Source organism: Paenibacillus sp. FSL R5-0766 (assembly GCF_037971845.1).
In the GTDB taxonomy this organism is placed as follows: Bacteria; Bacillota; Bacilli; order Paenibacillales; family Paenibacillaceae; genus Paenibacillus.
This window is the reverse complement of sequence record NZ_CP150227.1, coordinates 6261844-6283483: the sequence shown is the minus strand read 5'-3', so window position 1 is coordinate 6283483 and position 21640 is coordinate 6261844. Positions and strand designations below refer to the sequence as shown.

Below are 21640 nucleotides of genomic sequence, written 5' to 3'. Positions count from 1 at the left end.
GCAATCGCCATACTACTAGTTATGGGAGGTTGAAACTTCATGTCTGTTAAAGGCCGGCATCTATTTACATCGGAGTCTGTAACCGAAGGACATCCGGATAAAATCTGCGATCAGATCTCAGACGCCGTATTGGACGCGTTCCTGGCGAACGACCCCAATGCTCGCGTAGCTTGCGAAGTCTCCGTAGCCACAGGCTTAGTGCTTGTCATCGGTGAAATCAGTTCAGCTTCTGAATATGTGGACATCCCGTCCATCGTTCGTAATACAATTAAGGATATTGGCTACACACGTGCCAAGTTCGGTTTTGATTATAACACTTGTGCAGTTCTGACTTCTCTGAATGAGCAGTCTGCTGATATTGCCCAAGGCGTGAACGCAGCGCTTGAGAACCGTGACCCGGAACAAGTCGCTCGTGAAACAGAAAACATTGGTGCAGGTGACCAAGGTCTGATGTTCGGTTTTGCAACGAACGAAACACCGGAACTCATGCCTTTGCCAATTGCATTATCCCACCGTATCGCACGCCGTCTGGCGGAAGTGCGTAAGAACGGTACATTGGAATATCTTCGTCCGGATGGTAAAACTCAAGTAACGATTGAATACGACGGTGACAAGCCGGTACGTGTGGATACAATCGTTGTGTCTACTCAGCACGCTGAAGAGACTACACTTGCGCAGATCCAAAAAGACATCAAAGAACATGTAATCTTGCCTGTGGTTCCAGCTGAATTGCTGGATGAGCAGACTAAATATTTCATCAACCCAACAGGACGTTTCGTTATCGGCGGACCTCAGGGAGATGCAGGCCTCACTGGACGTAAAATCATCGTAGATACCTACGGCGGTTATGCACGTCACGGCGGTGGCGCGTTCTCTGGTAAAGATCCAACTAAAGTAGACCGCTCCGCAGCATATGCGGCACGTTACGTAGCGAAAAACCTTGTAGCTGCAGGTCTTGCAGACAAAGTGGAAATCCAGCTCGCTTACGCGATTGGTGTAGCCAACCCGGTATCGATCAACGTGGATACATACGGAACTGGCAAAGTCAGCGAAGAGAAATTGGTTGAGCTTGTGCGTAACAACTTTGATCTTCGTCCGGCTGGCATCATCCGTATGCTGGATCTGCGTCGCCCAATTTACAAACAAACCGCAGCATACGGTCACTTCGGCCGTACAGACCTGGATGTACCTTGGGAGCAAGTGGACAAAGTAGACCTTTTGAAAACTCAAGCAGGTCTGTAAGTTAGGTGCAATAGTAAAAAAGCCCTTGATTCCGATAAGGAATTAAGGGCTTTTTTGTGCTCCATCGATTTCACTGCTTGTCATGGACAAAAGGAAAAATTATGGAATATATCCCCAAATAACTAAATGAAATCCCTTCTCTAACCGAAATACATAATGAGGTCTGTACATCAGACAGGAGAAGAAATGCAGATAAGGGGGAAGATCAGTGGAATTGAAGAGAATTGCAAGAAAAGGCATGCTGGGAATCTTAATTGTTATGCTGACGGCTCAAGGTTGGCTTACGGGTTGGAGTGGAGTCGAGCAGGGAGCATATGCGGCCAATGAATTAAGTGCAAATGGAATAACGAATACTGTTCCTGCGGTGAACGGCAAAAACGTCGATGGATCATTGCCGTTACGTATTGAATTTGCGAGACCGGTTTCAAAAGTAATCGGTCCGGAAAGTAAGATATCCATTAAACGTGTCAACGATGATTCAGAGGTTGTTTCTGTAGACGTATCCAGTGAACTGGTAACGATTGAAAGCTTAGGGCCAATCACGAATCCTTCTGTACCTGTGAACGATACCGAACCGTCTACAGGAGAAGATACAGCTTCACCACCACCTGAAGGGAAATTTGTAAGCATCCAACTCCCAGAAGGAAATATTCTTCCTGGTGGAACATATTACGTTCAAATTGATGCAAATGCATTTGCTTACATGGATGGTGAGAATCTTACTTTATTTCCAGGATTATTGAACAAAGCGTGGACGTTTAGTACTCAAAATATAGGCTTGCCGGCAGTTACAGGCAAGATACCCCAGAACGCAGCTGTTCAGGTGAAACCTTCGGATCATCTGACAGTGTCGTTTAGTCTACCGGTTGTTGCTGGAGCAGGCACACTTCAAATTTATCAAGGGAGCGGAACAGGAACTTTATTTGAAGCAATTCCAATCACGTCTAAAGGATCACCACGAATTACTGGTCTTGGCACTAAGACGATTACAATTGATCCTGTAAATAATTTCAATAACAATAGTACATATTATATCGTGATACCTGAAGGTTTTTTACGAGATCAGCAGGGGAATGACATCCGTGGAATCAGCGGCATGGATTGGGGATTCAATGTGCAGTCGGACCCAACTTCCCTAACGGTGTCCACCTTGTCTCCTACCAATGGCACCACGAATGTGTCTTTGTCGGGCAACCTAACAGTGACGTTCAACAAGGAACTGGACCGTAGCTTCCCAGGTCAAGCCATTCTCAAGAAAGCGAATGGAGTAACCGTTGATTCGAGGACAACTTTTAGTTCGAACAACAGACAACTGATTATTACGCCAACAAGCACATTAGAGAATAATATGAACTATGTTGTCGATATTCCTGCCAATACGTTTCGTGATCAAGCAGGTAATACATTCGCAGGTTTGAATGGATCTACATCATGGGCTTTCAAAACCTTAAGCAGAGATACAACATTACCTGTAATTAAGAGTGCCAAGATGCATAGTAACAACACGATTCGTCTAACGTACGACAAGTGGCTTAGCAGCATCAGCCCACTGAGCAGCAGTTATACCGTTACCGTGAATGGAGAGAATCGAAACGTTAGCTCCACTTATATCTCAGGTGACAGTGTATATGTTGTCTTAGATACGGGTGTAGCGGTAGGACAAGTTGTGCGGATCGCATATGCACCCGGTACTACAGGTAATCGTCTTACAGATCAATCCTCCAATGCTGCAGCTGCTTTTGGCGCAAGAGATGTGGAGAACGGTTTAGATTCAGTCATGTCCAAGCCGCGAGAAGGTAACGTGTATTACAGTACAATTACGTTGTACTATCCTGAGACGGTATATATCACTTCAAGTGATGCGGCAAGACAATTCAGTGTAACTGCGGATCAGTCGGCTGTAGGCATTAATAGCATCTCGGTTAACAATAGCTCGGTTGTGACGTTGAATCTCAGTCGATCCGTTACGGATGGTGAAGTCGTTCGGGTTGCATACACGCCAGGTTCATGGCCTGTAAAAGATACACGTGGACAGGCTCTTGCTGGATTCAGCGGCTTCTATGTCCGCAATTCAATTGATACCAAACCACCTGAGTTTAAGAGTGCTGAGGTGAGTGGTAACAAGTTATGGGTGCGTTACAATGAACCACTGAAAACGACGAATAAACCGCTCAACAGCCAATATTCTGTTCTGGTCGATGGTAAGCCAGTCTTCGTTAATGATTCCGAGATCGAAAATGATCTGGTTACGTTAACGCTGGCTTCAGCGGTGAAGGATACACAAAATATATCGTTATCATATGTACCTGGAGCATTGCGATTAACGGATCTGAACAATAACCCAGCAGGATATCTCAATCTGACTCCAGTAACGTACACATATGGAAATGGGAAAATCCTGTCGGCTACGCTTCAAGGAGACACGGTTCAGATTAATTTCCGTGATTCCATCCAGTCCCAGGCTGCACTAACAGTATCTCAGTTCAGTGTAGTGATTGGTAATTCAACCACAACTGTATTGTCTGCTTCAGCTTCTGGCTCTGTGGTGACGTTGAAAGTGGATACTTCAGCAGTAACCTCGACAACTCAGACGGGAACGGTGAGTTATGTACCTGGGGCAGTGCCGTTACGGGATGCGTCGAATGTCACGATAACAGCATTTGGTCCACTTACGTTGCAACAGACGAATAATAGTTCGAACAATAATCAGTCGGGAAACCGTCCTTCCTGGTTGTCGGAATTGGATGCATCGAGCTATGGTCAGTCTTTACTTGTGATGAATAATACTACGGCTTCTGCTGTATCTGCTATGTCACATTTTAACCGCCCGACTCGTCAATTCAACGTGGATGCAACCAAATTGATCCAGTCCTTTGAATATGCTTCGATGGTGGGGAAATTGAATCAGCCGGTGGTGTTCGAGATTCCGGCCAGCGAATCCGCTGCGTATGTTGGTTTCCCGTTGAATGCACTGACTTCTATTGCTGCAAGTAACCGCACAGGCACGATTGGTGTGCAATATGGCGATCGTCTCTGGACGGTACAACTGTCTAATATAGATTTGGCAGCTATGAGTCGAAGTGTAGGAGCGTCAAACACAAGTACAATGACAGGAGCAGCAGTGCCATCCTTATACGTTCAGTTAGAGACGGTGCCTGTGTCTGCATCAGGGACGATGGAAAGTTTAATTGCAGGTGCAGGAGCGCAGAAGCTTGCGAATTATACGGATGTATATTTGTATGCCGGTAATGGAACAAGCGATCAACGTGTAGATCAGAATGCCAAAAGCCAACTGGCCATGCAATTGGCTGCCAATACCCCAAGTGTAACATCCGGATTTACGTATATCGATCCAGTTACGTTTAGGTTATCCAATGTACCTAGTTCCTTTAAAAATACGACAGGTGGTGTAGTTGTTCAAGGACAGCTGAATGGCAATCAGTCGGTAGTCCCTGTTAACAACATCGTTAGTTATCCGGATACGGCGTCACACTGGGCTAGTGAGGTCATTAAGGAACTCTCAGCCAAATGGATTATTAGCACACCGGGTGGTTCCTTCTACCGACCAAATGAGAACATTTCACGTGCGGAATTTGCTGAATTGGTCGCTAGAGGTCTAGGACTGAATGGAGAACCTACTGCAGCAAGTCGTTTCCAGGATGTTCGTAGTGGTAGTGTGACAAGTGCCTATATCGGTGCTGCTGCTGAAGCGGGAATCATTACGGGGAATACCGATGGTACGTTTAAGCCAGATCGCCCCATTACGCGTGAGCAGATGGCTCTTATGATGGTACGTGCGATGAACTACGGTGGGAACACAGTCTCTCTGCAATCCTCGGCTGCTACCACTCTATCTAAGTTCAAGGATAGTAACAAAATCCAGTCAAAGGATTCTGTCGCCAAAGCGGTGCAGGAGGGAATCATTCAAGGCATGACAGCCAGAACATTTGAACCTCAGGGTAATGCAACTCGTGCACAGGCAGCAGTCATGTTGAAGCGGGTTTTGGACAAGTTAGGATATCTATAAATTAATAGGGACACTTCAAGGAAGCGCATTTCTTGAGGTGTTCTTTTTTTGTTAAAGTATGTAAGCTCTTTCTTATGTCTTAAGTTAAAGGCAAAGTTACTACAACCCTACATATGGTGTACCCTATCGGACATTTGATGTCCAAAAAGCAGGTGGTGATGCGATTACTACGACGAGATCGGCCACAGAACATCGATGACTGATGATTATGGAAAGACCACGTACAGTTATCGTGCAGCAGATGGGGTGCTGAACGGAATGACGTTCCCGGATGGGACACGACTTGATTACGCACTCGCAGCATCGGGAACGACGCCTGTGGATCGTATGACCTTCAGTTACGCGTCCAATAGCTTGCTGGAAAAATTGTCATTTGGCAATGGCCTCAGCACAAGCTATCAGTTCAATGGCTATGACCTGTCGGGAGTCAAGATCTCTCAAGGGACTTCCACGGTGCAGCAGTTCAGCTATGAATATGATGGAAATAAAAACATCACGTCCCGTACACAGAACGGGGAAACCGATCAATACACATACGATGAATTGAGCCGGATTCAGACCGAAACGGGCACACAAAAAGAAACTTATACTTATGACCCGAATGGTAACCGGTACAGTACCGGAAGTGGTAAGGTATACGGTCTAAAGGATGCACAGTATACGTATGACAGCCAGAACCGTTTAATTAAAGCAACAGGTGAAGGTAAAACGGTCACCTACAGCTATAATGGAGATGGACTGTTGTATGAACGCACGGAAGGCGAGCAGACAATTCGTTATTACTACGATGAAGAAGCCAAACTCATGGCTGAGGCCAATGTAATTTCTGGAAAAGGAGAACTGACTTATGCTTACATCTATGATCTGTATGGACAACTGTGGGCACGTCAGAACAAGCAAACAGGCAAGTTGAATACTACCAATTCAATGGTCACGGAGACGTGGTTGGACTCGTGGATGATGCCGGTCAAGTATTGAATCAGTATACGTATGACATCTGGGGTGGACCATCAACGACGGAAGAAACCGTACCGAATGTGCTTCGTTATGCTGGCGAGTATTGGGATGAAACAGTTGGGTTACAGTATTTGCGCGCTCGGTGGTACGACCCAGGTTTGGCGCGGTTCATCGGTGAGGATACGTACGAAGGAGAACTGAACGATCCACTGAGTTTGAATTTGTATTCGTATGTGAACAATAACCCGTTGAAGTACGTGGACCCAAGTGGTCACATGCCAAAAAATCTCTTAAATGGATTCTTGAAGGACTTTTTGAATGGGAGGAATGATGGAACGAAATATACAGATTTACAATTATCCGATGCTGTGTTGAATGCTAATGGAGATAATCGAATATATTTAGCATTCCATGAAATTGCCCAAATTCATACAGCAAAAGCAATACATTTAAAAACAGGATTGAGCACAACTTTGGAATATCATATAGAACAAGAAATTGCATGGTGGCCTAATAAGCATTATTGGGTAGATATAGTAACATCAAACGGTCAAATGTGGGAATTAAAGGCCAGACGAGATGTTCCTTACGGTGATACTGACGGGTACTATGAAGATGCAGAAGAACAACTGACAAAATATCAATCTGTAAATGGAAAGCTTGTTAGGGGAGCGCAGTATCGAACAATAAAAGGAATAATTGTGGAAGGTGATTTATATATGGATATTGAATTTTTCGATAAAGGGAAGATATTCTACGAGTTCTATTTGGATTATGGTAATGGTAAAACTGTATCAATGACAACTAGACAGGCAGAAAATTATGTGGATGCGAATCACTTGTACCCGCCTGAATTCAACTTCAAATCCAAAAAAAGGAGAAGGTAGTTTGACAACAAAACTAATTAGTTCCTTCCTTCTTATTCTGTTACAAATGGGGTGTAATATGACTAATGGAAGTAATTTTGTATATGAAGCAACTTATGTGGTAGAAGTATTGGAAGCTTCTATAGAACATAAGGGCTTTCCAAAATCAGAGAGAGTAAGGATTGACAATTTTTTTGATATGGATCTTTATAGAGAAGAGGAGAACAGAATTCAAGCAAAGTTGATGAGTGTCTATATGGCCTTTCTGGGAAAAACTAATTTTAAGAATATTGACTCTGACGAGAATAATAAGTTGTTTAAACAACTAAACATGGAGTTAAATAAAATCTATGTGGAATTAGAATCAATGTAATGGTGCGGTGGACATGTTGTATCCAACTATAGAGATGCCATTTGAATTCACTCCTTTTTCGGTGATGTCCAAAACTGAAGCGAAGGAATACTATGTATAGTTAATAAAAGTCTTCCAAAATGTCAGAGAATATGAAAAGTTGTAATAATTGTACCCTATAGTGTGGACTTACTTAAAAAGTCCAACTATGGAGTGATTTTTTATTGAAATATACATATCTATTAAGCTATTTGTAATTCCTTTACAATTAGATAAAGGGAAAAAGAAGTATCCTTATATAGGAACGGGAACCTTTTTGAACATTACCTAGATTCTCACTATGGAAGATTTTAAGAACTATCATTCATTTATCAAGATTTCCAACCAATACATGGATTTTTGTTAGATTCAGAAACGATTATTTGTGACAAGGCTTTTAACCAATATATACCTCAATCTTGGCTAGGGGCGTAACTTTTTCCACAAAAAGCAGTCTATTAATAGAAGAGTATACTAGAGATCTCGCTATCGGCTGCCTACTTGGCAGTGTTCGTGATGTCTAAGATTGATATACAAGATGGGAGAGACGTTTCAGACATGCTGGGGAAACATGAGAAACAGCTGGAAGACGTTAAGGGCAGTAAGGTGAAGAAATGGGCGATTGTGACGCTGGCGGGTGTGATCTGGATTGCACCGGTGATGAGCGCAGGTGGGCAGATGTGGTCAGGCACTTCGTGGCAATCGGTGGCCGCTGCAGCATCTACGAATACAAGCAAGTTGAGTGAAGAAATTCTGACTTCGGGTGCGAAGCTCATGAAATACAGATATACAACAACACGTTCCGGTTCCAAGGTCAACGTACTGGCGGATGTAGTCCAGGTGGATCTGCAGAACCCGTATGTGAAGCTGGATGTAATGACAGGCAAGGGCGGTAATCTGAACAGTAAACAGAGCACAGGTGCCATGGCTAAGGAAAATGGTGCAGTAGCTGCTGTAAATGGCGATTACTTCAATGTATCCGGGGAACTCTCGCCAATTGGTGGACAGGTCTCCGATGGCGTGCTGGTCTCCACACCTTCTGAGCTGTCAGGCATGTATGCCCTGACGGTGACCAAGGATGGCAAACCGATGATCGACGAGTATTCCTTTGACGGAACTGTGAAGGCACAGGATGGTTCAACCTTTGCTTTGCGTGGGATAAATAAAGAGGATTATACGGTAGAGTCGGGTGCGGTGAAATATAGCCATGCCAATTCGATGTATATTTATACACCGGCATGGACGTCGAGCAAACGACCAAATGATCCTTCCACAACGCCAACAGAGGTTCTCGTGCAGAACGGAGTAGTTACCCAAATCTCGGATAAAAAAGCGCTAAACATGACGGTGCCGCAGGATGGATACATTCTGCGTGCGCATGGAACAGCGGCGACATGGATCATGAGCCATCTATCTGTTGGGCAAACCTTGGATGCGGATTACAAGTTAAAAGCCAAAACAACCGGGCAATCGGTCGATCCAAGTAACCTGGAGATGATGATTGGCGGTCATACGATTCTTGTGAACGGTGGAAAGGCAGCATCCTTCTCCCGTGATATCGCATCTTCCGGCATTGGTGGCATTCGTGCAAGAACGGCAGTAGGATACTCCCAGGATGGTCGGTATGTCTACATCATTGCAGCGGAGAAAAATAGTAACAGCAGCGGGATGTCGCTGACGGAACTGCAATCCTTCATGACCAGTGTGGGTGTCTGGAAAGGCATGAACCTGGACGGAGGCGGCTCCACAACCATGGTAACACGTCCGTTAGGTGAGCAAACCGCCGGTCTGACTTTCAACACAGAGTATGGTACCGAACAACGTCAGGTTGTAAACACGCTAGGTGTGTTCTCTACGGCTCCTGTAGGTAAACTGAAGGGCTTTGCTGTGAGCGGCAGCCAAACGCTGCTGGTGGGACAAGAGGGCAAGTACACAGCCAAAGGATATGACACCTACTACAACCCGATCGCAACAGGCGATATCAGCATGTCCTGGAAGTCCAGCAACAACGGTATCGTGAGTGTCAGCAACGGCACAATCAAAGGCGTGAAGCCAGGCACAGCAACGCTGACGGCAACGAGCAATGGAGCTTCATCCTCCATTAAAGTATCGGTACTGGGTGGAAGTGAATTGGCTTCTCTGACAGCAGGATCAGGTCTAGGTTCGCTCAAAGCAGGCACAATGATGTCGATTCCAGTAACGGCAACAACGAAGAGCGGACAAAGTGTTACGGTTCCGGCAGACTCGCTGACATGGGAATTTATCGGATTCAAAGGTAAAGTGACTGCTGACCAATTAACCGTATCTTCCGTCAATTCCGATGCACAAGTAGGATATGCGATTGGACGTTATGATGGTTACAGCACAGTCGTGGTACTCTCGGCTTCTGCGAGCGAAACGATCTGGGAGAACTTCGAAAATGTGAATTATCCGATTAACTTCACAACGAACGCAGCGGGTGTAACTGGTACAGCAACCGTTACAGCAGGAACTGGTGAAAAAGCCGGCTCCAATGTACTGCAACTCGGTTATGATATGACTGCTGGAACAGGCAAAATGTACGCTTATGCACAACTGAATGGTTCTACCGGTAGAGAGGTATCTGCTGCAGCTACATCAATGTCGATGGATGTTATGGGAGATAAAAGTCTGAACTGGCTACGTGCCGAATTCACGGATGCCAATGGCAAAACGGTATATGCCGATCTCGCCAAGGCGATTGACTGGAACGGGTGGAAGAAGCTGAGTGTGGACCTGAACGGACTGAACATCGCCTATCCGGCGAAGCTGAAGCGGGTCTATGTGGTGAACGTGGAAGAAGGTCAGGATGAGCGTGCGAAATCAGGTACGGTTGCTTTTGACAATATCGCATTCACGATGCCTTCCAAGTCCAGTGAAGTTGGATTGCCTACGGGTACAGCTTCGCTTGTGCTTGGACAGAAATCGATGACAGTGAATGGAACGAAAAAAGCCATTGATGCAGCACCGGTCCTGAAAAATGGTACCACGTATGTGCCAATCAAACATGTTTTGGACGCTTTTGGTGGTCAGGCAAACTGGGATAGCAAAAATCAGCGAATCACGGTATTACGTGGTGGCAAGCTGATTGATCTGGTTGTAGGGCAGAAAGAATTCATTCTAAATGGTAAAAGACAGAGCGCAACTGTTGCACCATACGTAACGGGTGGTAGGACTTTAGTCCCGCTCAGACTCGTTTCCGAGCAACTTGGTCTGACTGTAAAATGGGAACAGAAAACGAAGACCGTTACCATCTCATCGTGATATGGTATGATATATACCGGAAACGATAGAAATGGAGTCGAACAAACGTGGATTTACAAGCCGATGCCATAGACCGCGTCATTAAAAACGCCATACAAGTCATGGAAAACAGCAAATATCAAATGTTCGAAATTATGGACGCAACTCGCGATGAGCTGAAAACACTCAACGAGGAGTTAAAGTCGGTGCTGAAGGAAACGGCGGAAACGATCGAGAAAGTAGATCAATTGGAGCTGAACTACCGCCGTTCCCGGATCCGGCTGACTGAGGTTAGCCGCGACTTTGTCCGTTATTCCGAGCATGATATCAAGCAGGCGTATGAGAAAGCAACACAGCTGCAGCTGGATCTGATGATTTATCGTGAGAAGGAAATGTATCTGAAGGCCCGTCGGGATGACCTACAGAAGCGTGCCAAAAATGTGGAAGCTTCTGTGGAGCGTGCCGAGACCATCGGTTCGCAGATGGGTGTTGTACTCGAATACCTGTCAGGTGAACTGGGTCAAGTGACCCGGATCATCGAATCTGCCAAAAATCGACAAATGATTGGTTTGAAAATAATTTTGGCCCAGGAAGAAGAGCGGAAACGTATTGCTCGTGAGATTCATGACGGGCCTGCGCAGATGCTCGCCAATCTAGTGCTTAGGACGGAAATTGTAGAAAGAATGCTCATTAAGCAGGATTTTAAGATGGTCCAGGCCGAAATAGTAGATTTGAAAGGCCAGGTTCGTTCCAGTCTTGAAGAAATGAGAAAAGTTATTTTCAATCTGCGTCCTATGGCACTGGATGATCTGGGACTGATTCCAACGCTTCGGAAGTACGTGCAGGATTTTGAGGTAAAAACAAAAATCCGGTCGCTTTTTGAAACAAGAGGTAAAGAACACCGTTTATCTTCTGCGATGGAGGCTGCGATCTACCGCCTTGTGCAGGAAGGTCTGTCGAATGCTGCAAAGCATGCTTATCCCACATATGTTGTAGTGGAAATTACATACCAGGCTCAGCTCGTCAAAATTGTCGTTCAGGACAATGGGCTTGGGTTCAAACCGGAGCTTCTTGCGAAGAAAAGCAAGGATCATACTCACTTCGGTCTGATTGGGATGAGAGAACGGGTTGAACTGTTAGAAGGAAGAATAGAGATTGAATCCGGAGAAAATCAAGGAACCAAAATAGTGATTCATATCCCGACAAACGTGGATAAGGGAAAGGAGTAGCAGGATGATGGAAAACCGTGATACTGGTAAAGCATCGATTAAAGTTCTTTTGGCTGATGATCATCAGCTGTTCCGTGAGGGACTGAAACGCATTTTAAATATGGAGGACGACATTGAGGTCATCGGCGAATGCGGCGATGGAATTCAAGTGCTCGAATTCTGCAATCAGGATAAACCTGATATCGTATTGATGGATATCAACATGCCAATCGAAAACGGGGTTGAAGCAACGGAGAAATTGCGTGAGCTGTTCCCCGATGTCAAAGTGATTATCTTGTCCATTCATGATGATGAAAGTTATGTATTTGAGACGCTTCGTAAAGGGGCTAACGGATACTTGCTGAAGGATATGGAGGCCGAGTCTCTGATCAATGCGATTCGTTCCGTGCATGAAGGACATGCGTTCATACATCCGAAAGTAACAGGCAAACTGATCATGCAGCTGCGTCGTATGACGTATCTTAATGAAACAGGGGCAATGAGTGAAGGAGCTTCGAAGGAAGCAGGCGTTAAATTTGTCGCTGGCGACAATAACCCGCTTACACGTCGTGAGGCTGAAGTGCTTCGCTTGATGGCAGAAGGTAAGAGCAATAAAATGATTGGTGAATTCCTGTTCATCAGTGAAAAAACAGTAAAAAACCATGTCAGCAGTATTCTGCAGAAGATGGAAGTGGACGACCGTACTCAAGCTGTTATCAATTCGATCAAATATGGTTGGGTTACGCTCTAATACCTTATGTTTTTGCGTAAAGCAGTATTCTTATGGTAAGTCAGTCCATTGGTTGATTCAACCTAGACGAAGTATAGATTGGTGTTCACTCGCGCCCTTTCCAGAATGTTGGATTGGTCTGCGGGTTAATGGACTTTATCACTGCAAATGAGCAAAGTGTAAGGTTGTGCGGAACATATGTTCAAGCTAGGCGTGAATGAATGACCTGGCCTGTCTTTCTTCGTCCGGTGTCGATCAGCGTGGAATATGAGTGATAGGAAATGCAAGTGTAACCCTTCAAGAAGTACAGCATATACTTGTTGTATACAGGGATGTTCGCCATGGGTGAGCATGACCTTCCGAGGAGGTGCAGTTGCCATGGTTGCTCATCTGACTATGATTCTGCTCATATACTTCCTGGCGGCAATGGCCGTTCATGCCATGCACCAGCGCCATCTTTCCCGTCCGGAATCTGAAGGTTTCGAGCAGATTCTGCTCATCCCTTCCAATCAGGCAGGGCGGATCGAAGGCATTGTAAGAGAACTTTGCCGGGAATTGTTATACCGTGGTAAGAGCTTCAGATTAACCGTTGTTGCTGATCGTACAGAAGCGGAAACGATTACGATTATTGAAAAGCTTATGCAAAGGCAAGGCATGGAGACATCTTATCTGCCTGCTGTCCCTGCTGATATTGAACGGGTAGCACAGACCGATCACACGTTTCGCCTGATTGATTTGCGTGAATCAGAGCAATAAATCAGCATGTGAACGGGAAATGGGATTAACATTTCGCAGATCTACAGTGAAAAGATTACAGCAGAAGCTGTAGTCTTTTTTTGTAATTGTAGCCAAGTCTGCTTTTAAATTAAAAATGGGTTTTTATGCAATCTATGGTTATTGTCTGGGTATGAGGAGTTCTTGAACACTAAAATAAACTTTTCGAAGTCAGAACTCTTAATTTAAAAGTATAGACGATTCAGATTGGAAAAAGTTTCGCAATTTTAAAGAAAGATTCTGGTTATTAGCAGAATTGTATGATGGACTCATGTTGTGTAACTAATGTTGTGATGTAAAGGTTCAATTGGTATAGTGATAAGTAGATTAATCATAAGAAGATGGAATATGGACATGAAGCACATGCTCCGGCGAACTGCCGGGTTGGCATGTGCTTTTTTGCGTTCAGGAGACAGTACCATGGGGGAGGAGAGTAAATGAAAGTTGCCTTATATGTATGCCGTGTAGAGGAAGGGTGGAGTATGATCTTGTCCCTCAATGTTCGAGTGGATGTGGCTTGGTGGCTAGAGGGAGGAAGTGGGCGACATGTGCTGCGCTGGCTGCTGTTAGACAAGGCGTTGCCGTTAAGTCAGGGATCCTGGTTGGTTGAACATTTTGAGATGGAGCGAGGTATGGATCAGTGGGGCCAGCGCGAATGGCAGAGCTATTTTGCACGGAGGCTGGATGTGTATGAACTGGCCTCGGGGGAAGTTGAGGCTAGGAAAGCTACAGCGGGCAAACCGGGGAGTGCCGCTGTGCGTGGTGCTTTGGTAGGCGGGATGCCCGAGCCGTATCCCGCCGGGCATTGGGCTCAGCTGGAGCGGGACGCGGCCCTGCTGGCTGAGCGGATCAGCGGCCGCCAATTACTGGCGGCCGAGGCGGAGGCGTTGCTGGCGGATACCGCCCAGCCGCCAAAGGATTGGCGCGCGGCTGCACAGCTCGCGCGCTTGCACGGGCGGCTGAGTATCACAGCCGCCCTCGAAGGGCCTGCCACGCGCCGTCGGCACGCGTGGCTTGGACGCGCGCGGAGCGCGTCCCGCTGCCACCGTTGTGGCAGCGAAGCCAGGCAGCGCGTGCCCTGCGCTGCCTGCGGCCTGGCGGCGTGCGCCTACTGCGAGGCTTGCCTCGCGCTGGGGCGCAGCCGTGCTTGTGCGCTGCTGCTACGCAGTGCAGCGCAAGGGGCGGTGCCACGACGCGGCGAAGCACCGCGTGGCACGGCTTTGGCCCCCACCGGCGGCGGGCTCGCCCGGTGGGGGCTTAGCGCAGCGCAGAGCGCGGCAGCAGCCGCGGCGCTTGCGTTTTTGGCCCGGCCGCCCGCAGGGGATGGGCCGGGGCGGTTCTTGCTGTGGGCCGTGACCGGGGCCGGCAAGACGGAAATGATATTCCCCCTGCTCCAACATACATTGGATCGTGGCGGACGGGCTTTGGTCGCTACACCGCGCAGGGATGTGGTGCTGGAACTGGCTCCGCGTCTGGCCAAAGCTTTTCCGGACACCTCGCTCGCTACCCTTTACGGAGGCAGTGACGAACGCTGGAAAGACGCTCAGCTCACGCTTGCGACCACACACCAACTGATGCGTTTTTATCAGGGATTTGATCTCGTCATTATCGACGAACTGGATGCTTACCCGTACCACAACGATCCCATGCTCGCTCACGCGGCGGCATCCTCCTGTAAACCGGAGGGGAATTTCGTCTATCTGTCTGCTACACCGCCTGCTCGGCTCCAGAGGGAAGCAGCACGGGGGAAACTCAATCATGCCAAAGTTCCAGTACGTTTCCACCGTCATCCTTTGCCCGTGCCAAGATTGATCAAAATGGTTACCGTTGCTGAATGTATTAAGAAACGAAATCTTCCTTCTGCCTTGAGGACTAGCATCCAAATTTCATTGAAGCGTGACGCACAGGTATTTGTCTTTGTGACACGCATTGCCCAGATTGAGGCGTTTGTGAATCTAATGCGTCGTACCTTTCCCGGAATCCATATCGAAGGAACTTCATCTCAGGACCCCGATCGCGCTAGCAAAGTTATAGCCTTTCGTGAACGTACCATTCGTTTGCTCGTAACGACAACGATTCTGGAGCGTGGCGTAACCATTCCGCGTAGCGATGTCTTTATATTGGATGCAGACAATGGTCTCTTTGATGAAGCTTCACTGGTTCAGATGGCGGGTAGAGCAGGGCGTTCCATGGATGACCCGGCGGGTAGAGTGGTTTTTGCATCATCTCGTCGGACACGTTCTCAGGTGAAGGCCGTTGCCCAGATTCGGAAAATGAATACCATTGCTCGTCGCAAAGGCTACCTGCAACCGCCATCTCAAACATAATTGTCATCTGCTAAGTTCGGTTCCACATTTCACATTACATTCCCAAGACTGGAGGTTTGCATCCTAATGTTCAACTGGCTCAGTAATATCGCCGATCACGCGCAGCACCTTACCCACCGCCTCCATCATCTTCTCGCCCCACCGGGAGCGATTTGTCTGACATGTGGCACTCGGGCGGTCCTTTCCTCGCTCTATCCGGGTATATGCCCACATTGTGTGAAGCAGCTTCCATGGATCCGTTCCATCCGATGTCTGCGTTGTGGTCGGGGTGTCGGATGCCCAGACTGTGCTCGTCCACACATGCAAAACCGTTCTTTTATCGCCAACCGCAGCGCCGTACAATACAACCCTCTTATGAAAGAATGGATTGGCATGTACAAATTCAGAGGCCATGAACGCTACGCACCGCTCTTAACCGCTTTGTTGATTCAAGCCTTTCAAGCGATGAGTGATGAACAGAATTCTGCTTTGGCAAAAGAACCCCCAGCCCCCGTGGCTCATTCCGCCACACATGCTCAACAAACGAAGCCACAATGGCGGCCTGACGCGGTCACCTATGTCCCGGTGAGCAGCGAGCGTCTGGCCGAGCGTGGCTTCAATCAGGCGGAGCGGCTGGCTGCTGGGCTCGCCACCGCCTGCCGCCTACCTATCGTTGATCTGTTGCAACGCCAGATCAACACCACCAAACAAAGCTTCAAATCACGCGGTGAGCGTATTGAAACGATGAAGAACGCTTTTTCCATCAACCCGGACGGCATGAAGTTAATTGAAGAGCTATACAGGGGATCTCATCTGCCAACACGAAAGGGCATATCGCATGCCAAACCCATACAGTTACTGCTGGTTGATGATATATACACAACAGGTAGCACCTTAGACGCTTGTGGGCGGGTTATTCTAAATGCTGGCTTCCACATGGAGATGCCGGTCAACGTTTACACGCTGACACTGGCAAGATCCTAGACAGTAAATCCAAGTAATAAATGACGTGCAGCATTCTTCAGCCACTTTAGGTGGGTGATCTATACTGTATAATTAATAGTAGACAGGAAAATATGTTCCTTTATTAATCATTGGTATGTTAATGCATGTCTCCACTCCATTTATACCGTTTGAAGTATAGTTGTTTGAAGAAATCATGAAGAAAGCGTTATAAGAAAATTTTTACATGTAAAAAAGAGGGATTGGTTTTCCCGTGCAGAATAGATAGTTTTGCCGTTCACCACAGGTGACAGCATAAGGAGTGGCACAACATATTTTTTGAAGGGGAGAACAAAAGTGGTCGCAGGAAAAAGAAAAAATGGATTTTACTTATGGACTGTCCGTCTACTAGTATTCATGCTGGTATTCGGACAGTTTGGCGTGTACGGGGGGAATCGGGCACATGCAGCAGTAGGAAGCGGGATAGTCTCATCAAGTAATGATTACCAATATGTGTTGACCAACAACAACGGCCAATTACAGGTGAATCAAAAATCAGTTAAGCTGGGTTGGGTGAGATCATATGAGATTTCATCAACAGGATATTCGTTCACCAGAATGCAGTCTATCCTGGGTTTCACAAGTGATATTACCAACATAAGTTTTGGATCGTATACATCCAAATATGCCGGACAGATCGATAATGCTTTTTTAATTGATCTGAGCAAAGTGCGTGAAATTGCTACTGAGATGACGTACAGACAACCTTATAACCAAGTCGGACAATGGGAGATCACACACTATAATGTGCTAGGTCAACTGACGCCGATTGATGTATATGATTATGATGTCAGACAGTTGAGTTTGGTTGTAAATGCAGATACGGGAGAAGTTGTAGATTTTTACTCTGAACTTAATCCGTATTATACACGTAAAGCTGAACCCGCTTCTTTTACCAAACAGGAGGTAAACCCGTTACTAATTAATAACGTACCCTCTGTGCCTTCGAATATAACGGGGAACTCCAGTGAAAACACGACTCATATTCGTTGGGATCATGCACAGGAAGCTGTACAATATGAAATTGAGCGTGATGGTACTTTAATGGGGCCTTATTATGGTACCAGCTTCGATGATGCTGTACTTATTCCTAACAAAATTTACTCTTACAAAATACGTGCTATAAATTCGATAGGAAAAAGTGAATGGAGTAGTGTCTTTACTATCAAAACACTGCTTAACGAACCTGTGATCTCCACGAGCTCTGAGCAAGGGAAAAATATAATAGAGTGGGCTGCAATTAATCAAGCCGATGGTTATCAACTTCAGATTGATGGTGAAGCCCCGATTGATCTAGGTAATGTAACGAATTACGAACACGTTGGTTTGGAGGCCAATTCCAGTCATACCTATGCATTAAAAGCAGTATCTTCAGACAATGAGAGCAACTGGAGTAGAACGGCTACGCAACTTGTTGTGCCAGACTCAGCCAGTGGTTTGAAGATTACAGAAAATACATTCAATAAAATCTCTTTAAGTTGGACTGCGATTAAAGGTTCTAGTGGATATGACCTGGAGGTTGATGGGGTCGTCGTTCCGGTCTCTGGTACAACATACAGCAAGACGGGTCTTACACCCAATACAGAGCACACATTTCGATTGAGATCTAAAAATGCAGGCGGCTTAGGGAAGTGGACTGATACGCTAACGGTGTCGACACTTTTAAGTACACCTGTTCTTAAAGCCATTTCTTCGCAGGAAGAGATGATTGTGGCATGGCCTGCAATTGAGGGGGCTACCTCTTATGAGGTGGAAGCTGATGCAGTTAACGTAGGAATTGTTGTAGATCCTGCTTATACACACACGGATCTATCACCAGGAACACTTCATAAGTATCGTGTACGAGCTTTGAATGATACCAATACAAGTGCATGGACTGCAGTTTTGTCCCAAAGTACACTCCCTGGTACTGTTTCGAATCTCACTATAAATTCTGTCACTAATGCAGCTATTGGTCTGAAATGGACAGCAGTGACAGGGGCGACAGGGTATGATCTGGAGATTGACGGTGCAGTTGTACCTGTTACTGGCGTAGCCTACACAAAGAGTAGCCTTGCAGCAAATACAGAACACACCTTCCGTATTCGTTCGAAAAATGCGGCAGGCGTGGGTGATTGGAGTGATCCTCTCAGTACAACGACACTGTTGAATACACCTGTATTAAAGGCAGCTTCAGCAGAAACAAGTATCAATCTGACTTGGGCAGATGTACCAGATGCGACTACATACGAGATTGAAGCCGATGGTACGGTTATGACAACATCCAGCGAACTAACATTTGTACACAGCGATCTGTTGCCAGGAACGGCACATAAGTACCGAGTTCGGGCTTTGACAGATAACAATGCAAGTGCATGGACAACAATGTTGACGCAAAGCACGATACCTGCTTCGGTTACAGGGTTGAATATTAGCTCTGCGACGAACGTGGCGATTGCCTTGAAATGGACAGCAGTAACTGGAGCGACGGGGTATGACCTGGAAATCGACGGCACCGTTGTCCCAGTAACGGGAGTGGCCTATACGAAGAGTGGTCTTGCAGCAAATACAGATCATACCTTCCGTATCCGTTCGAAGAACGCCGCAGGCGTAGGTGCTTGGAGCGATCTGATTAGCGGAACAACACTGCTGAATACACCCGTATTAAAAGCAACATCAGAAGAAACGGCAATTAATCTAACTTGGGCAGCTGTTGCAGACGCTACTACTTATGAAATTGAAGCCGATGGTGCAGTAATTGCAACAATTAGTGATCCAGCGTATGAACATGTTGATCTGTTACCAGGGACTGCGCATAAGTATCGAATCCGTGCTCTTACGGATATCAATACGAGTGCATGGACAACGATGTTGACGCAAAGTACAATACCTGCTTCGGTTACAGGGTTGAATATTAGCTCTGCGACGAACGCGGCCATTGCCTTGAAATGGACAGGAGTAACTGGAGCAACCGGGTATGACCTGGAAATCGACGGTACCGTTGTCGCAGTAACGGGAGTGGCCTATACGAAGAGCGGTCTTGCAACCAACACAGACCATACTTTCCGTATTCGTTCGAAGAATGCGGCAGGCGTAGGTGCCTGGAGTGATCTGATTAGCGGAACAACACTACTGAATACACCCGTATTAAAAGCAGCATCAGAAGAAACTGCAATTAATTTAACTTGGGCAGCGGTTGTAGACGCTACTACTTATGAAATTGAAGCCGACGGTACAGTGATTGCCGCAGTTAGTGATCCGGCATATTCACATATCGAGTTGATACCAGGAACAGCGCACAAGTATCGTATACGTGCTCTAACGGATAACAATACGAGTGCTTGGACTGCTGTACTGTCGCAAAGTACGATACCTGCTTCAGTTGCGGGACTTAATATTAGTTCTGTTACGAATGTGGGCATCACTCTAAAATGGACAGCAGTAACCGGGGCAACGGGGTATGACTTAGAAATTGATGGTACCGTTGTTCCAGTAACGGGAGTGTCCTATACGAAGAGTGGTCTTGCTGCGAATACTGAGCACACCTTCCGTATTCGTTCAAAGAACGCCGCAGGAGTAGGTGCTTGGAGCGATCTAATCAGTGGTATGACTCTTTTGAATACACCTGTATTAAAGGCAACATCGGAAGAAACAACAATTAATCTATCATGGTCGGATGTAGAAGATATGACCGCGTATGAAGTTGAGGTCGATGGTACAATTGTTGGCATAGTAAGTGAGCCAGTATATACACACGATGGTTTATTGCCCGGAACAGCACACAAGTATAGAATTCGCGCTTTAAAAGGTGAAAACACAAGTGCATGGACAACAGTGCTGACGCAAAGTACCATCCCTGCTGCAGTTAACGGTTTTATGCTAAATAACGCTACACCTGTTGCGATCTCAATGAAATGGAGCCCTGTTACAGGCGCTACTGCTTACGATTTGGAAATTGACGGTGTTGTAATTTCTGCGAGTGGAGCTGCTTATACGAAAAGTGGTCTTCTGGCAAATACAGATCATAGCTTCCGCATTCGTGCCAAAAATGCTGCCGGCATTGGTAGCTGGAGTAAGATCGTAACCGCCTCGACCCAATTAAATGTACCAACAACGCCGAAAGCTGTACCTGAAGAAACGGCAGTTACGCTGACATGGAATGAAGTTGCTGGTGCAACAAAATATGAGATTGAGGCAGATGGTATAGTAGTTGCTACTGTGAGTGATCTCATGTATGTACACAATGGAGTGCTTGGTGGCACCATTCATAAATATCGTATTCGTGCCCTGAACGACACTAATATGAGTGCATGGACAGCAGTATTGTCCCAAACTACGTTACCTGCGAGTGTCTCAGGCTTAAGTATTAACTCTGCAACCACAGCGGCTATCGCGCTGAGATGGAGTGCTGTAACTGGAGCTACTGGGTATGATCTGGAGATTGATGGTACAGTGGTTGCTGTGAGTGGAGTTGCTTATACGAAGAGCGGGCTTACACCAAATACAGAGCATACCTTCCGAATTCGTGCCAAAAATACTTCTGGTGCGGGAGCTTGGAGTGAGCTCATAACGGGAATGACTCAATTAACTACAACTGTGCTGAAGGGAACTTCGGACAGAACAAACGTTATTCTGACGTGGGACCCGGTTGTGGGAGCTTCGACTTACGAAATTGAAGCGGATGGACAAATCGTGGCAACTGTAAGTGATGTAACGTTTATTCATTCTGATCTGTTACCGTCCAGTTTGCATAAATATCGTATTCGGGCATTCAACGATCAGAACACAAGCATATGGTCTTCTGTACTAAGTATTAGAACATTGAATTAGTGTTGTATAATGGGAAACAGGCTTGCGTATATATGCATCCTGTTCCCCTCTTTTGTTTTGTAAATAG

13 protein-coding genes are annotated in these 21640 nt (G+C 46.3%); 12 read left to right on the top strand and 1 reads right to left on the bottom strand.

Features of this window, described 5'->3' with window-relative positions:
* Positions 1-39: 39 nt before the first annotated feature.
* The 10 genes from metK (at position 40) to MKY66_RS27170 (ending at position 15783) form a co-directional block, all read left to right on the top strand.
* Positions 40-1242: a methionine adenosyltransferase gene (gene metK / locus MKY66_RS27215; RefSeq protein ID WP_062836985.1), complete on the top strand. Its 1203-nt coding sequence runs from the start codon at positions 40-42 to the stop codon at positions 1240-1242.
* 208 nt (positions 1243-1450) lie between these two features.
* Positions 1451-5269: a SwmB domain-containing protein gene (locus MKY66_RS27210; RefSeq protein WP_076209812.1), complete on the top strand. Its 3819-nt coding sequence runs from the start codon at positions 1451-1453 to the stop codon at positions 5267-5269.
* Positions 5270-5464: 195 nt separating this feature from the next.
* A complete protein-coding gene (locus MKY66_RS27205; protein ID WP_076209813.1) occupies positions 5465-6247 on the top strand; it encodes a hypothetical protein in 783 nt (260 codons plus the stop codon).
* Positions 6223-7113, top strand: coding sequence for an RHS repeat-associated core domain-containing protein (locus MKY66_RS27200; RefSeq protein WP_076209814.1), 891 nt, complete (start codon positions 6223-6225; stop codon positions 7111-7113). The genes MKY66_RS27205 and MKY66_RS27200 overlap by 25 nt, the downstream gene beginning before the upstream one ends.
* A 1-nt stretch (position 7114) precedes the next feature.
* Positions 7115-7465 carry a hypothetical protein gene (locus tag MKY66_RS27195; protein ID WP_076209815.1) on the top strand — a complete coding sequence of 117 codons (351 nt, stop codon included), beginning with the start codon at positions 7115-7117 and terminating at the stop codon, positions 7463-7465.
* Positions 7466-8041: 576 nt separating this feature from the next.
* Positions 8042-10765 (top strand): stalk domain-containing protein, encoded by a 2724-nt coding sequence (locus tag MKY66_RS27190; protein WP_076209816.1) that lies wholly within the window; start codon positions 8042-8044, stop codon positions 10763-10765.
* Positions 10766-10812: 47 nt separating this feature from the next.
* On the top strand, positions 10813-11973 hold the full coding sequence (locus tag MKY66_RS27185; RefSeq protein ID WP_074092506.1) for a sensor histidine kinase: 1161 nt from the start codon (positions 10813-10815) through the stop codon (positions 11971-11973).
* A gap of 7 nt (positions 11974-11980) precedes the next feature.
* Entirely contained in the window at positions 11981-12703 is a 723-nt protein-coding gene (locus MKY66_RS27180) for a response regulator transcription factor (RefSeq protein WP_026081439.1), read from the top strand.
* Positions 12704-13060: 357 nt separating this feature from the next.
* On the top strand, positions 13061-13438 hold the full coding sequence (locus MKY66_RS27175; protein WP_036612497.1) for a hypothetical protein: 378 nt from the start codon (positions 13061-13063) through the stop codon (positions 13436-13438).
* Positions 13439-14529: 1091 nt separating this feature from the next.
* Positions 14530-15783: a helicase-related protein gene (locus MKY66_RS27170; protein ID WP_305956049.1), complete on the top strand. Its 1254-nt coding sequence runs from the start codon at positions 14530-14532 to the stop codon at positions 15781-15783.
* A 63-nt stretch (positions 15784-15846) separates the two neighbouring features.
* Here MKY66_RS27170 and MKY66_RS27165 read toward each other — a convergent pair whose 3' ends face one another.
* Complete coding sequence (locus tag MKY66_RS27165) at positions 15847-16083, bottom strand: hypothetical protein (protein WP_339806423.1); 237 nt, start codon at positions 16081-16083, stop codon at positions 15847-15849.
* On the opposite strand from MKY66_RS27165, the gene MKY66_RS27160 reads away from it, so the two are divergent.
* Together MKY66_RS27160 and MKY66_RS27155 are read left to right on the top strand one after the other, a co-directional pair.
* Positions 16084-16746 carry a ComF family protein gene (locus tag MKY66_RS27160; protein WP_339806421.1) on the top strand — a complete coding sequence of 221 codons (663 nt, stop codon included), beginning with the start codon at positions 16084-16086 and terminating at the stop codon, positions 16744-16746. It abuts the gene before it with no gap.
* 375 nt (positions 16747-17121) lie between these two features.
* Positions 17122-21573, top strand: coding sequence for a fibronectin type III domain-containing protein (locus MKY66_RS27155; protein WP_339806419.1), 4452 nt, complete (start codon positions 17122-17124; stop codon positions 21571-21573).
* Positions 21574-21640 lie beyond the last annotated feature (67 nt).